At 73.3% G+C, this 14,153-nt stretch carries 12 protein-coding genes; 6 read left to right on the top strand and 6 right to left on the bottom strand.

The genetic code is table 11. The features are described 5' to 3' along the window. Positions 1-15: 15 nt before the first annotated feature. Positions 16-771, bottom strand: coding sequence for a 3-oxoacyl-ACP reductase FabG (gene fabG / locus ACIB24_RS03905; protein ID WP_398275424.1), 756 nt, complete (start codon positions 769-771; stop codon positions 16-18). Between the two features lie 216 nt (positions 772-987). Here fabG and ACIB24_RS03900 point away from each other — a divergent pair, with 216 nt between their 5' ends. After that, entirely contained in the window at positions 988-1,662 is a 675-nt protein-coding gene (locus tag ACIB24_RS03900) for a hypothetical protein (RefSeq protein WP_398275421.1), read from the top strand. 110 nt (positions 1,663-1,772) lie between these two features. Further along, on the top strand, positions 1,773-2,747 hold the full coding sequence (locus ACIB24_RS03895) for a hypothetical protein (protein WP_398275418.1): 975 nt from the start codon (positions 1,773-1,775) through the stop codon (positions 2,745-2,747). A 20-nt stretch (positions 2,748-2,767) separates the two neighbouring features. Here the strand turns inward: ACIB24_RS03895 and ACIB24_RS03890 are convergent, their stop codons facing one another. Both ACIB24_RS03890 and ACIB24_RS03885 read right to left on the bottom strand, forming a co-directional pair. Further along, positions 2,768-4,735 (bottom strand): acyl-CoA dehydrogenase family protein, encoded by a 1,968-nt coding sequence (locus tag ACIB24_RS03890; protein WP_398276742.1) that lies wholly within the window; start codon positions 4,733-4,735, stop codon positions 2,768-2,770. A 62-nt stretch (positions 4,736-4,797) separates the two neighbouring features. Continuing rightward, positions 4,798-4,983, bottom strand: coding sequence for a hypothetical protein (locus ACIB24_RS03885; RefSeq protein ID WP_398275415.1), 186 nt, complete (start codon positions 4,981-4,983; stop codon positions 4,798-4,800). A gap of 197 nt (positions 4,984-5,180) precedes the next feature. Between ACIB24_RS03885 and ACIB24_RS03880 the strand changes: the two genes are divergently transcribed. The 4 genes from ACIB24_RS03880 to ACIB24_RS03865 all read left to right on the top strand — a co-directional run bounded on the left by ACIB24_RS03880 (position 5,181) and on the right by ACIB24_RS03865 (position 8,224). Next, positions 5,181-5,843, top strand: a complete 663-nt coding sequence (locus tag ACIB24_RS03880) for a hypothetical protein (RefSeq protein WP_398275412.1) — start codon at positions 5,181-5,183, stop codon at positions 5,841-5,843. Positions 5,844-5,873: 30 nt separating this feature from the next. Then, positions 5,874-6,989, top strand: coding sequence for a winged helix DNA-binding domain-containing protein (locus ACIB24_RS03875; protein WP_398275409.1), 1,116 nt, complete (start codon positions 5,874-5,876; stop codon positions 6,987-6,989). Between the two features lie 21 nt (positions 6,990-7,010). Beyond that, the gene (locus tag ACIB24_RS03870) at positions 7,011-7,688 is read left to right on the top strand and encodes a response regulator transcription factor (RefSeq protein WP_398275407.1); all 678 of its coding nucleotides are present in this window, start codon (positions 7,011-7,013) and stop codon (positions 7,686-7,688) included. A gap of 110 nt (positions 7,689-7,798) precedes the next feature. After that, positions 7,799-8,224 (top strand): response regulator transcription factor, encoded by a 426-nt coding sequence (locus tag ACIB24_RS03865; protein WP_398275404.1) that lies wholly within the window; start codon positions 7,799-7,801, stop codon positions 8,222-8,224. 81 nt (positions 8,225-8,305) lie between these two features. Here the strand turns inward: ACIB24_RS03865 and ACIB24_RS03860 are convergent, their stop codons facing one another. From ACIB24_RS03860 to ACIB24_RS03850, 3 genes are read right to left on the bottom strand one after another with little or no spacing between them, the layout of a single operon-like run. Further along, positions 8,306-9,727 carry a phytoene desaturase family protein gene (locus ACIB24_RS03860; RefSeq protein ID WP_398275401.1) on the bottom strand — a complete coding sequence of 474 codons (1,422 nt, stop codon included), beginning with the start codon at positions 9,725-9,727 and terminating at the stop codon, positions 8,306-8,308. Continuing rightward, positions 9,724-11,709 carry a sensor histidine kinase gene (locus ACIB24_RS03855; RefSeq protein ID WP_398275398.1) on the bottom strand — a complete coding sequence of 662 codons (1,986 nt, stop codon included), beginning with the start codon at positions 11,707-11,709 and terminating at the stop codon, positions 9,724-9,726. Before ACIB24_RS03855 ends, ACIB24_RS03860 begins: the two co-directional genes overlap by 4 nt. Positions 11,710-11,714: 5 nt before the next feature. Beyond that, on the bottom strand, positions 11,715-14,153 hold the full coding sequence (locus ACIB24_RS03850) for an ABC transporter permease (RefSeq protein WP_398275395.1): 2,439 nt from the start codon (positions 14,151-14,153) through the stop codon (positions 11,715-11,717).

Raw genomic sequence — 14,153 nt, 5'->3', positions numbered from 1 at the left:
TAAAGCTGACGGGCGTCAGTCCTTCGGGCCGCCGGCCACGTAGATGATCTGACCCGAGACGAAGCCCGAACCCTCGGAGGCCAGGAACGAGACGGTGTGCGCGATGTCCTCGGGCTGGCCGACGCGGGCCACCGGGATCATGCTCGCCGCGGCGTTCTTGAAGTCCTCCATCGAGATGCCGACGCGGGCCGCGGTGGCCGCGGTCATCTCGGTCTCGATGAAGCCCGGGGCGATCGCGTTGCAGGTGATGCCGTACTTGCCGAGCTCGATGGCCACGGTCTTGGTGAAGCCCTGCACGCCGGCCTTGGCGGTCGAGTAGTTGGCCTGGCCGCGGTTGCCCAGCGCCGAGGTCGACGACAGGTTGATGATCCGGCCGTACTTGGCCTGGGTCATGTACTTCTGCGTGGCCTGGGTCATCAGGAAGTGGCCCTTGAGGTGCACGGCGATGACCGCGTCCCAGTCGCCGTCGGTCATCTTGAAGAGCATGTTGTCCTTGGTGATGCCCGCGTTGTTCACCAGGACGGTCGGGGCGCCCAGCTCGTTCGCCACGCGCTCGACGGCGGCCTCGACGGCCTCCCGCTCGCTCACGTTCACCCCGACGGCCAGGGCCTTGCCGCCCTCGGCCTCGATCGCCTTCACGGTGTCGGCGCAGTTCGCCTCGTCCAGGTCCAGCACGGCGACGGCGAACCCGTCGGCTGCCAGTCGCTTGGCGGTCGCCGCGCCGATGCCGCGCGCCGCTCCGGTCACGATCGCCACTCGCTGATCGGCCACAGAACCCTCCAGGATCGGGTGGGCCGGCCTCAACCCTGGGGGCGCCGGCGCCGGTGTATTCAGTCGTTCCGCAAACTAGCCTGCCCCGCGAGGGGCGCCGCCGGGGCGTCGTGTGACACCGGCCACCCGACCCTGCGTGACGGGTCCCTGCTCCGTTCGGGGTAGGTCGCGTCGGATGTCGTGGCGCTGCGTAGTCGGCGGCCTAGCGTGGTTCCCATGAGTTCCCGTCACCGGCGCGACGACGCACCGGCCAAGCTGTCACCCTCCGTCGTGCTCACGAGCGGGCTCTCGGTGGCCGCCGGCACCCTCGTGGTCCTGTCCGTGGCGGCCTCGCTGAACATGCTGTTCGACGGCCCCGCGTCGCAGAGCGTCATCACCGACCGGGTGGCCGCGGCCGCGAGCCACCCGAGCGCGTCGCCCACCGCCCGGGCCCTCACCCGGACGACGCCCGCCCCCTCGGCCGGCCACGCCGCCGCCTCGGGCGGGTCGGGTTCGGGTCACACCGCACCGACGACGGCGAGCACCACGAGCCCGGCGGCCACGCACACGACGGCCACGCACACGACGGCCACGCACACGACGGCCACGCACACGACGGCCACGCACACGACGGCGCGCCCGTCGTCCCCCACGGGCCGCCCGTCGTCCCGACCGACGGCGAAGCCGACGCAGACCGGTCGACCGACGACCCCCGTGACGACGGCACCGACCCAGACATCGAAACCCGTCGAGACGAGCCGTCCCACCGAGGCCGGCAAGCCCACGCAGACCTCGAAGCCCACCGACCCGGCACCCACCAGGGGATCGGGCGGCGGTCACCATCACCGCGACCGGTCGAACCCGATCACCGACCTGATCGGCGGGTTGCTGGGGATCCTCACCGGCCACTGATTTCGAGACTGGGTGGATCTGCACAGGCCCTGACCTGGACAGATCCACCCAGTCTTGGTTGTCCACAGGCGTCACGGACCCCGGCCCGGTCTTTCGGCCACGCTGACGACATGGAGGTGTCGGCGCTGGCCGCGGAGCAGGGCGGCGCGGTGTCACGGCCGCAACTGCTGGCGATCGGCGTGACGCAAGCGCAGATCGAGGCGGCGCTCCTGGCCCGGCGGTGGCGGCGCGTGCTGTCCGGCGTCTACGTGACCTTCACCGGGCCGCTGCCCGACCTGACCCGCATCTGGTGCGCCGTCCTCCACGGCGGGCGGGGCGCCGTGGCGAGTCACGGAACGGCCCTGTGGCTGCACGACCGGACGAATCTGCTTCTGCCGTCGACGATCTCGGTGAGCATCCCGCACGAACGACAGGTCTCGGGGCGACCCGGCCTCGTCGTCCACCGGCGTCGCGACCTGGCCCGCGTGACCGCTGCCGCAGGCTCACCGCCGCGGGTGCGACTCGAGGTCGCGGTCCTCGACGTGGCCGACCAAGCTGCGGCGGAGGAGGCGGCGCTCGACCCGGTACTGCGCGCGATTCAACGTCGACTGACCACCGCGGATCGGTTGCGCCTCGAGTTGTCGTCGCGAGGCCGGCACCGCTGGCGAGGGCTGCTGGGCGAGATGTTCACCGAGGTGGACGACGGGGTGACCACCCCACTGGAGCGTCGCTACGTCCGGGACGTCGAGCGAGCTCACGGACTGCCGGTGGCCGAACGCAACCGGACGGAGCCCACGAGGCGGGGCAACCGCTACCGGGACAACCGCTACGTCGACTTCGGACTGCTCGTCGAACTCGACGGGCTCGAGGCGCATCCGCCGGAGGAGCGGCATCTCGACCGGGCCCGTGACAACGCGACGGCGGTGACCGGGCAGGGCACCCTGCGCTACGGGTGGCGTGACGTCACCGCGTGGCGATGCGCGACCGCCGAGCAGGTCGGGACGGCGCTACAGGTACGCGGTTGGCGAGGCGCACCGCGGCGCTGCGGGCCCGCCTGCCGGATCACAGGAGAACGGGTGGATCCCTACAGGCTCGGACCCGTATAGATCCACCCACTGAATGAGTCTCAGCGCAAGATCGCGGCGTCGAGCCACTCGTCGGGGATCGCGAAGGCGTCGACCAGGCCGACGGCGGCCGGTCGCAGTCGCCCGCACAGCACGTCGACGGCCTTGATCACCGCCCGGCTCCGGGCCGGCGTGAGTCGGTTGTGCTCCATGAACCAGGCCCGGTCGGCCTCGATCGTGGTCAGCACGAACAGGTCGCACAGCCCGTCCAGCAGCGCCTTCGCCGCGGGGTTCTCACAGCGCTCGATCGCGCGCGAGAACGCTTCCAGCAGTAGGCGATCCACGTGCACCCGAGCCACCTTCAGCACGTGGTCCTGGGCCTCGTTGAACACGGCGAACGCGTCGCCCTTCAACGCCCGCCGCAACCGCCGGGCGGCGCCTTCGAGCACGTGCTCCTCCCGGTCGGCGAACACCGCGAGCTGCCACGTCCGGTCGAGCAACTCCTCCTCGTCGTCCCGTCCGGGCACGGCGGCGGCGAGCCGGTCGCGCACGGTGCGGGCCGCCGTCCGCTCGATCACGGTGTCGACCACCGTCTCGGTCAGGAACCGGACCATCCCGAGCGTGTCGAGATCGCCCACGTGGTCGGCGTACTGCGTCAACAGGTTCTTGGCCACCAGTTGCAGCAGGACGGTGTTGTCGCCCTCGAACGTGGTGAACACGTCCGTGTCGGCCTTCAGCTGGGGCAGCCGGTTCTCGGCCAGGTACCCGGCGCCGCCGCAGGCCTCGCGCGCGGTCTGGATGGACAGCGTCGTGTGCCACGTCGAGATGGCCTTCAGCCCGGCGGCCCGGGTCTCCAGCTCACGCTGCCGGCGCTCGTTCTTCTCCTCGATCGGGCCGTCCTTCTGCAGCTCGTGCATCTCCTCGACCAGCTCGCCCTGCGCGAAGTGCAGCGCGTAGCTCTTGGCCAGCAGCGGCAGCAGGCGACGCTGGTGGGCCAGGTAGTCGAGCACCGGCACCTCGGCCTTCGGCCGGTCCTCGTAGGCGGGCGCCTCGAACTGGCGGCGGGTGTCGCCGTAGCGGACGGCGATCGTCAGGGCCTCCTTCGCGGCGCTGCCCGCCGCGCCGCCGACGCTGATCCGGCCCCGGACGAGCGTGCCGAGCATGGTGAAGAACCGGCGGCTGGGGTTCTCGATCGGGCTGGAGTACGTGCCGTCCTCGGCCACCGAGGCGTACCGGTCGAGCAGGTTCCCGCGCGGGATGCGCACGTCGTCGAAGCTGATCCGGCCGTTGTCGACGCCGTTGAGCCCGGCCTTCAGCCCGTCGTCCTCGATCTCGACGCCCGGCAGCACCGTGCCGTCCTCGGCGCGCAGCGGGACGACGAACGCGTGCACCCCGTGACTGACCGGCGTCTCCCCGGGCGAGGCGGTGACGAGCTGGGCGAACACCACGGCCAGGCGCCCGTCGCGGGCCGCGTTGCCGATGTAGTCCTTGCGCGCCGAGGGGGTCGTCGTGCGGACGACGAACTCCTGCGTCCCGGGGTCGTAGGTGGCGTGGGTGCCGAGGGACTGGACGTCGGAGCCGTGCCCGGTCTCGGTCATCGCGAAGCAGCCGGGCAGCTTCCCCGACATGACGTCGGCGAGGTAGGCGGCGTGGTGCCTCTCGGTGCCGAGGGCGGCCAGCGCGCCACCGAAGAGGCCCCACTGGACGCCGGCCTTCACCATCAGCGACAGGTCGCCGTAGCCGATCATCTCGAACGCGGTGACCGAGCCGCCGAGCTCACCGCCGCCGCCGACGTCCTTGGGGAAACCCATTGCGGGGTAACCCATCTCGGCGAGCTCGGCGACGCGCGCGGTCACCCGGGCCCGGTACTCGTCGCGGGGCAGCCCGGGCTCCATCGGGGCGAGGAGGCCCACTCCCTCGGTGCGGCTGCGTTGCCGCACCCAGGCCCAGCGGCCGTCGAGCAGATCGGTCAGCGCCTGAACGGTGGCGGCATCGGGCCCGCTCGTCGCGGTGCTGCCGGCGCCGTCCACCGGTGTCGTCGTAGCCACGGGCCGACGCTAACCCGCGAGGGGTTCTGTCGCTCGTCGAATGATCACCCGCGCCGGGCGGCCGCGCGGCGACGCGCGCAGCGGGCCCGGGTGATGCGCACCAGGACGGGGACCGGCAGGTGGTCGAACGCGAACGCCTCGACCCGGTCGTTCAGCCGCGCCCGCCACGAGGGCCGACCGGTCGCGTCGACTCGACGCGGCCCGAGGCCGGCGGCACCCTGTTTGCGCACAGCCGGTGATCCTGCCAGGCAGGCGGGCCGGAGGGCACCCGGGCGGCAGCCCCGGCGTGTTCCCTCTTGGGGTGCTTCGGGTACGGATATTCTGAATGTCCGACCTCGATCGCCTCCGGTGACCCGCGGCGGTCGTGCAGAAGGGAACTCCCAGCGCCTTGGCCACACCGATCAGCCCGAACCCGGGGCGACGACAGATGGGCTTCCTCGTCTTCACCGTCGTCCTGGTCGTCGCCGTCCTCGTCCTCGTGCTGACCCTCGTGGCCGCGGCGCAGGGTCCGGAGAAGAAGAACCCGACCGCCGCCATGCCCTCCGTGCTGAACAAGGGCCTGGAGTACGCGGTCGAGCAGACCCATGCCGAGTACAGCCGCGACGTCGACTCGATCGACGCCACCGGCCGCGACCGGCGCATCGGCGACAAGCGCAACTGGGTGGTGTGCTTCCAGCAGCCCGACGCGGGCACGCAGACCCCGGGCCAGAACGTACGGCTCTACGGCGTGCGCACCGACGAGACGTGCAACTCCCTCGACAAGAACTACGGCTACCTGCCGCCGGTCTACGACCCGCCGGGCGGTCGCGGCACGCACGAGGTCCCCGACCTGACGAACTTCACGCCGTTCATGGCCCGGCAGGCCTTCGGTGACGTCGCGAGCATCGTGAACACCGACCCGTCGGCGTCCCCGAGCCCGGAACCGGTCGGCGCCCGGAACCGCGTCGTGCGGGTCATCGACCGGGCCGGGCTGGCGATCTTCGGCGACTGGGGCGACTACCGGATCTGCTCCCAGTCCCCGGCGCCCGGCGTGGTGTGGACGGGTCAGGTCGTGCGCCTGACGGTCGTCCCCTACGACGACAAGTGCTGAGCGTCGTACTCCTGAACTAGCCTCCGGACGGTGGACGTTCCGCGGCTGCGCCTGGCCGCCCACCACCTGACCGGCGGCGGTCTGCCCACGCCGGCCGGCGTCGTCCGGCACCTGGGGGCGCTGCAGGCGCAGGACTACGGCCAGTGCCTGTGGGCGGTCGGCTCGCGCCTGCGCACGCCACGGGTCTCGGCGGTGGAGGCGGCGATCGCGGCCGGTGAGATCGTCCGGAGCTGGCCGATGCGCGGCACCATCCACCTGGTCCCGCCGGGGGACCTGCGCTGGATGCTCGCCCTGTGCGCCGGTCGGAAGGTCGCGGCCGACGCGCGCCGGATGGCGCAGCTCGAGCTGACCGAGGCCGACGTCGACCGCGCGGCGGAGCTGGTCGGCGCGGCCTTCGCGGAGGCCGCGCCCGGGCCCCTGAGTCGCGCAGCCCTGCTGGCCGCGCTGGAGGCGGGCGGGCTGTCGACGGCGGGGCAGCGCGGCTACCACCTGCTCTGGCGGCTGGCCCAGGCGGCGCTGATCTGCCTCGGCCCGCAGCAGGGGTCGACCCAGACGTTCGCCTGGCTCGACGACTGGGTGCCGCGGGCCACGTCGCTGGACCTCGACCGGGACGCCGCCCTCACCCGGCTGGCCACCCGTTTCGCGCTGTCCCGCGGCCCGGTGACGGCGCACGACCTGGCGCGGTGGGCGGGCCTCACGGTCACGGACGCCCGGCGCGGCCTGGCCGCCGCGACGGCCGAAAGCTGCGACGCGGCGCCACTCGTCGAGGGTGAGCTCGGCGGTCGGCCGGTGTGGTTCGCCGAGCCCGGTCCGGCCCGCCGCGGCTGGCGGGCCCCGCTGCTGCTGGCCGGTTTCGACGAGTACCTGATCGGTTACGCGGGGCGCGACAAGATCCTGAACCCGGCGTTCGCCGACCGGATCGTGCCGGGCGGCAACGGGGTCTACCGCCCGATGCTGGTCGAGGGCGGGCGCATCACCGGGGTCTGGCGGCGCACCCTGAGCGCCAAGGCGTTGACGGTGGAGGTGTTTCCGTTCGCGGCGGGCACCCCGGCGACCGAAAGGGCGGTCGAGGCGGCGGCCCAGCGGTACCTCCGGTTCCTGGAGCAGCCCGAGAAGGTTGCCCTGAGCGTGAGATTCCCGGGCTGAGCACTCACTAGGGTGTGGCCTGTGAGCCTGCGCATCGTGGTCGCCGAGGACTCCCTCCTGGTCCGGGAGGGCATCCAACGCATGCTCGAGCTGCAGGACGATCTCGAGGTGGTGGCCGCGGTCGGCGACCTGCCCGAACTGCTGGCCGCGGTCGAGGAGCACTCCCCGGACATCGTGGTGACCGACGTGCGGATGCCGCCGACCAACGCCGACGAGGGCATCCAGGCCGCGAGCGGGCTGCGGGCCACGCACCCCGGCGTGGGGGTCGTCGTCCTGTCCCAGTACGCCGAACCGGCCTACGCGAGTTCCCTGTTGGAGGGCGGCAGCTCGGGCCGGGCCTACCTGCTGAAGCACCGGGTCAGCGAGCCCGGTCAGCTCGCCGAGGCGGTGCGCACGGTCGCGGCCGGCGGCTCGGTGATCGACCCGGCGGTGGTCGAGGTACTGGTGGCGGCGTCGGGCCGCTCGGCCAGTTCACCGCTGGCCTCGCTGACCACCCGGGAGCGCGAGGTGCTCGACCAGATCGCCCAGGGCAAGAGCAACGCGGCCGTGGCCGAGGCGCTCTTCTTGACCGAACGCGCCGTGGAGAAGCACATCAACGCGCTGTTCGCGAAGCTCGGCCTGGTCGCCGAACCGGACATCAACCGCCGGGTCAAGGCCGTCCTGCTCTATCTGTCGGCCCGGGACCACTCAGGCGCCTGACAGATCTTGGTCGTACGCTCGGCAGGACAGTCGCCAGGGGGCTAGCACCACCCGGAGGTTGGCATGGTGCCTCCCTTGGGTCGCGGGCCCTGGAAGCCGATGCTGGAAAGGTGAGGATCGACCTGCCGGACGAGACGGGCACGCAGAGCGCCAGGGCCGCGGCCGGCGTCGCCGTGCCACCCGTGCGGGTGCTGATCGTCGACGACCAGGCCCCCTTCCGCAGCGTCGCGCGCACCCTGGTCAGCCTGATCCGGGGCTGGAGCGTGGTGGGCGAGGCCGAGAGCGGTGAGGCCGGGGTGGCCGCGGTCGACGAGCTGGGGCCGCAGCTGGTGCTGATGGACATCAACCTGCCCGGCATCAACGGGGTCGAGGCGACCCGGCGCATCCTGGCCGCGCACCCCGAGGTCACCGTCGTGCTGGTCTCCACCTACGCCGCGGAGGACCTGCCCGCCGACGCCCTGTCCGTGGGGGCCGCCGGGTACATCCGCAAGGAGGAGCTGACCCCGAAGCTCCTCCGCTCCCTCCTCCCCTCCTAATCCGTGATCATGGAAACTTCTAGTCTCCGCTCACCGCGAGGGGCGCGCTCAGCGCTCAGCCGAGACTAGAAGTTTCCATGATCACGAACGTTTGAGGGCGAGTTTTGCGGCGTTGTAGCCGCACATGCCGTGCACGCCGCCGCCGGGGGACGTGCTGGCGGAGCAGATGTACAGGCCCTTCACCGGGGTCGCCCACGGGTGCAGGCCGAGCACCGGGCGGGCCACGAACTGGCGCAGGTCGGCCGCCCCGCCGACGATGTCGCCGCCCACCAGGTTGGCGTCGTAGGCCTCCAGCTCCTTGGGCGACATCACGTGCCGGGCCAGGATGCGCTCGCGGAAACCCGGTGCGAACCGCTCGATCTGGTCCTCGATGACGTCGGTGCGGTCGACGGTCGAGGAGTTCGGCACGTGGCAGTAGGCCCAGAACACGTGCCGGCCCGCGGGCGCCCGGGTCGGGTCGGCGGCGGTGGGCTGCACGGCCAGCACGTACGGCCGGTCCGAGAACCGCCCGCGCGACATCGCCCGCTCGCTGGCCACCACTTCCTCGAAACTGCCTGCGACGTGGATGGTTCCGGCCGCCGCGACGCGGGGGTCGGACCAGGGCACCGGGCCGTCCAGGGCCCAGTCCATCTTGAAGACGGCCGGCCCGTAGCGGTACCGGTCCAGCCGGGCCCGGTACCGGGGCGGCAGGGCGTCACCCGCGACGGCGACGACCTGGCGCGGGGTCAGGTCCAGCAGCACCGAACGGGCCGGGGGCACGTCGCGCAACGAGCGGACCGTCGTCCCGGTGTGGATCTCCCCACCCAGGGCCAGGAGTCGCGCGGCGAGCACCTCCGCGAGCCGCTCCGAGCCGCCCTGCACCACGGGCCAGCCGACGCTGTGCGCGAGGGCGGCCATCAGCAGCGCGTACCCGGCCGTGATCGGCTGGGCCAGGTCGAGCACGGCGTGCGCGGCGATGCCGGCGAACATCGCCCGGCTCGGCGCCTCGCGAAAGGCCAACCGCGACAACACAGAAGCGGGCAGCGCGCCGGACACCCCGTACCGGGCCGCGGCGAGCGGCGCACGAGGCAGGGAGAACGGCGACATCAGCGTGTCCACCAGTGGCAGCCCGGCGTCGGCGGTGGCCCCGACGAGGGCCCGCCAGGCCCGGGCGTCACGGCCCAGCGCGGCGGCCGTCTCCTCGACGGAGCGGTGCACGAGGACGGCGTCCGCCCCCTCGAGCGGGTGCGCGATCGGGATCTCGGGCTGGGCCCAGGTCACCCCGTGGTCCTGCGGTCGCAGGGCCCGGAACGCCTCGGAGCTCAACGCCAGCGGCAGGACGGTGGCGCCGACGTCGTGCACGAACCCGGGCAGCGTGAACGACTCGCTGCGCAGCGCGCCGCCGACCCGGTCGGCCGCCTCGACGAGCAGGACGCGGCGCCCGGCCTCCGCGAGGGTCACCGCGGCCACCAGCCCGTTCGGGCCCGAACCCACCACCACGGCGTCGAACCCGTCAGCCGTCACGATGCCGTCCCTTCCGTCAGTGCGGAAACCGTTTCCGCAGAGGCTTTCTCGATCGGGATCAAACCGCCGACCCGGGCCCCGCGACTCGGGGTGGAGTCGATCAGCAGCGAGCCACCGATCGCGCCGAGCCGGTCGCCCATGTTCACGAAGCCGTGCCCGGCGGCGACCCCGACCCCGAACCCGGGCCCGTCGTCCTCGACCACGAACTCCAGGGTGTCACCGGTTGCGTTCAGGTGCACCGAGACCGTCACCCGGGCCGCCGGGCCCGCGTACTTGCCGGCGTTCTGGATCGCCTCCAGGCAGCAGAAGTAGGTCGCTGTCTCCACGGCCTCCGGGAAGCGCCCGGGCAGCGAGACGTCGACCGTGCAGTCCAGCGGCGACCGGTTGGCCGCCGCCCGCAGCGCCTCGGCCAGCCCGCGGTCGCGCAGCAACGGCGGGTAGATGCCGTGGGCCAGCTCGCGCAGCTCCCGGATCGTGGTCTGGACGTCGCCGCGCAGCTCCCGCAGCAGCTGCGTCACCATCTCCGGGTCCTCGTCGACGAGGGTCTCGGCCAGGCCGAGTTTCACGGCCAGCGCGACGAGGTGCTGCTGGGCGCCGTCGTGCAGGTTCCGCTCGATCGCCCGCCGCGACTCGTCGGAGGCGGTCACGATCCGCAGCCGGGACGCGGCCAGTTCGGCGTTGCGTTCCTCGAGCTCCTCGAGCGAGGCCTGCAGCGCGGAGTCGAGGCGCACGTTGTGCAGGGCCAGCCCGAGCTGGCGGGCGAGGTCGACGAGCAGGCGGTCGTCGTCGTCCGAGAAGTCGTCGGCCCCGGGTGGGCGGCGCACGACCAGCAGGCCGAGCAACTCGCCGAGGTGGGCCAGCGGGGCCACGCGGACGTCCTGGCGCGGGCCGTCGTCCTGGCGCGGCCCGAGGTGCGGCAACCACACGGAGCACCAGCTGGGCCCGCCGATCCGGGCCCGCCCCACGACCACCCGCTCGCGCTCGCCGAGCGTCAGCCGGGCGGTCGGCCGGTGGGGGACGGACACCGTCCGGTTCAGCACGCCGTCCGCGCCGACCCAGATCTCCGCACCGCCGCCGGCGATCGTCGCCTTCAGCGACTCGACCAGCTGCAGCATCAGCTCGTCGAGCGGGACGGCGCGGCTCATCCGGGCACCGAACGTGTTCACGACCTCCTCGGCCGAACCCTCGCTACGGTCGATCAACCCGGTGCCGAAGTCCAGCAGCCGCCAGCGCACGGGCTGGGCCAGCGCGGCCACGACGACCGCGGCGGCCAGGCTGGAGACGAAGATCCCGCGTTCGGCGCCCTCGGGGACGTGCCCGAGGCCGACCACGACCACCAGGTAGACGGCCACCACGAGGCAGGCCAGACCGGCCACCACGATGGACTGGACGAGGACGACGTCGGCGAGGCGAGGGCGGTCGAGGAGCCCGCCGAGGATGCGGCTGAGCGGCACCAGCAGCAGCGGGCCCGCCAGCCAGACCCGCAGCGCGTCGGGGGTGCCGGCCATCAGGTGCAGGGCCAGCAGGACGACGACCGCGGCCGCCGACAGCACGCTCGCCGCGCCCAGCCACTCGACGGCCGCCCGCTCCTGCGCATCCGCCGTCCGCAGCCGCAACGCGATGCCGACGACCACGACGGCCGAGACGCCCAGCGCCCCGGTCACGAACTGTGCCGGGGACAGGGACCGGTCCTGCGCGACCAGCAGGCCCGCCCACCCGGTCAGCCCGAGCACGCCCAGCGCGACGGTGACCCGGCGGGCGGCGCCGGGCAGGGCGCCGTCCGGGAAGGCCAGCCCGTACCCGAGCCAGGTGGCCAGGACGACGGGCGCGGCGTGGGGTGCGACGGCGGCCACCGCGTGGCCGGCGGCCACGAGCAGGCACCACCCGGCGGCGGACCGCCGGCCGGACCGCAGCTCGACCACCGCGGCGAGCCCCCACGCGCCGGCGAGCACCGACGACAGCACGCCCAGGGACAGCTCCATCTCGATCACTCCGCCCGGAGCACGTGGGCGACCCGCAGGACGGCGGCGCGGCGGCCGGGCCAGGCGGCCAGCAGGTTCGCCACCAGCACGGCCCCGGGGATGGTGAACAGCATCGGCCACAGCGACACCGGCGAGACGTACTGTACCGGAGCGTATTCCGCGACGACCCCCCAGACGCTGCGGCCCAGGGCGAGGCCCAGGGGCACCCCGAACAGGAGGCCGACGACGCCCAGCACGGTGGCCTGGACGAGCACGATCCCGGCCGACTGCCAGCGGGTCAGGCCGAGCGCGCGCAGCACGGCGATGTCGAGCCCCCGGCGCCGCACGGCGGTGGCCAGCGCGTGCCCGACGGCCCCGATCGCCAGGAGCACGAGGAACACGCCCAGCGCGACCGGCAGCGCCCGGACCTGCTTCAGCAGCGCCATCTGCGGCACCGGGTCGGTCGGCTCGACGGCGATCGCGCTGCCGTCCTTCCCCAGCGCGGAGGTGAGGGTCCGGTGCACGGAGGCGGCGCCGTCCGCGGGGCGCACGCCGGGCCGGAAGGCGATGAGCTCGACCCGGTACTTGTACCCTTCGAACAGGTTCTCGTAGCCGGCGGTGCTGACCCAACCGCCGTCGGCGTACCCGTTGTGCGGGCCCGCGGGGATCAACCCCTCGCCGGTCACGAGCAGGCGCACGGGACCGGTCTTCCGGTCGCCGAGAAGCGTGACGACATCGCCGATCTCCGCGTCCAGGGCGGCCAGGGTCTGGGGCGCCAGCACGACCTCGTCCGGGCCGGCGGGCATCCGCCCGTGCAGCATCACGGTCGGGATGTTGCGCCCGGTGCTGTACTCCCACAGCGGCACCGTGTGCTCGCCGCCGGGAACGTTCGCGACCGCCGTCCGGCCGTCGTCGACGCCCGCGACCGTCGGGTCGCGCAGCACCGCCGCGCGGACGGCGTCCACCGGACCGAAGTCCTGCCCGTTGATCCCCAGGAAGATGCCGGCCTGCGCGGTCTGCCCGAACCGTTCGGGGTGCGTCGACGCATCCGAGATGCCGTGCGAGAACGTGAACACGGCCAGCACCCCGATCACGCCGATGGCCGCGCCGAACAGGGCCGGGCGCACCGGGACGGAGGTGCGACCGCGGCCGGGCTCGAGGGCGAACCGGGTGCCCACCGCGACCGGCACGCCCGCCCGGGCCACCAGGGCCGCGGCCGCCGACCGGCGGGTCGGGGCGTCCGGAGCGGCGCCCAGGGCCAGCCGCGCGGCGAGCGCGGCCCCACCTCCGACGAGCAGGACGACGAGCAGCCAGCCGAGCCCGAGCACGAGAACGTCGGCGGACGTCCCGGGAGCGGGTTCCTGGTAGTGCGCGGTGCCGATCGGGAACCACCGGGACGCCGTCGCGGCGGCGGCCACGGCCAGACCTCCGCCCAGCACCCCGGCCAGCACCGGACCGCCCGCCGCCGCGAGGACCGCCTGCCGGGGCGCCATGCCGACGGCCCGCAGGGTGCGCAGCTCCTGGGCCCCGCCGGCGGCGTACCGGACGATCGCCTGCCCGACCAGGAACAGGGAGGCGACGAACGCGGCCAGCCCGAAGGCCAGCAGGCACCGGGCCTCGAAGAGCACCGTGTGCTGGAGCTGGCGGTACTGCTCGGGCAGGTTCCAGATGTCGATGTCCGTGCGGCCGGTGACCTGTTCGAAGTGCGTGCGGAACGCCGGGATCGCCGCCTCGCCGCCGCGCAGCCGGACGAGCGCGTTGACGTAGGCCAGGTTGTCCGGCGACTTCTCGTCGCCCAACACGCTGCCGGGATAGCTGGTGGTCAGCCCGGGCGAGAACTGCAGCCCGCCGTTCGATCCGGGGCTGTCGGAGTACCACGGGGACAGGCCGACGCCGACGATCCGGGCCCGGACGACGGGCCCGTGCAGGACGAGGCCGTTGGGCCCCGGTTCGACCGTGGCGTACTCCTGCGGGGTGGGTAGGTGGATGACGACCGTGTCGCCGACGCCCAGGTGGTACTGGTCGACGAACTTGCGGGTGACCATCACCTCGTCGGCGCGGGCCGGGTCGGGGACGCGCCCGGCGTAGACAATCGGCTTCTCGACCGTCCGGAACGCGGCGCCCCGCGGGTCGCGGCCGAACGGGAAGCCGAAGCTCGGCTCGGCCTTCGGCTGCCCGGGCAGCTCGACCGTGAGCGAGTAGTCGACGACGAAGGTGGTCACCGCCTCGACCTCCGGCATCGCGCGGATCGTGTCCCAGTCGAAGCCCGGGGTGTTGGCCAGCACGGCCGACGTCGCGGGGAGGGTCGGCTCCGCGAGCCGCTCCATCGCACTCGACGCCCGGCGAGCCCCGGCCACGGCCGTCATCACCGTGCCCGCGGCCAGCAGGATCAGCAGCGCGAGGGCGACCAGCGACCGCGCCCGGCGGCGCAGGTCGAGGCCCAGCCACATCCGGACGGCGGGCAC

The organism is Spongisporangium articulatum (genome assembly GCF_044465595.1).
Lineage (GTDB): Bacteria > Actinomycetota > Actinomycetes > Actinomycetales > Kineosporiaceae > Spongisporangium > Spongisporangium articulatum.
This window is presented reverse-complemented; position numbering and strand designations above follow the sequence as displayed.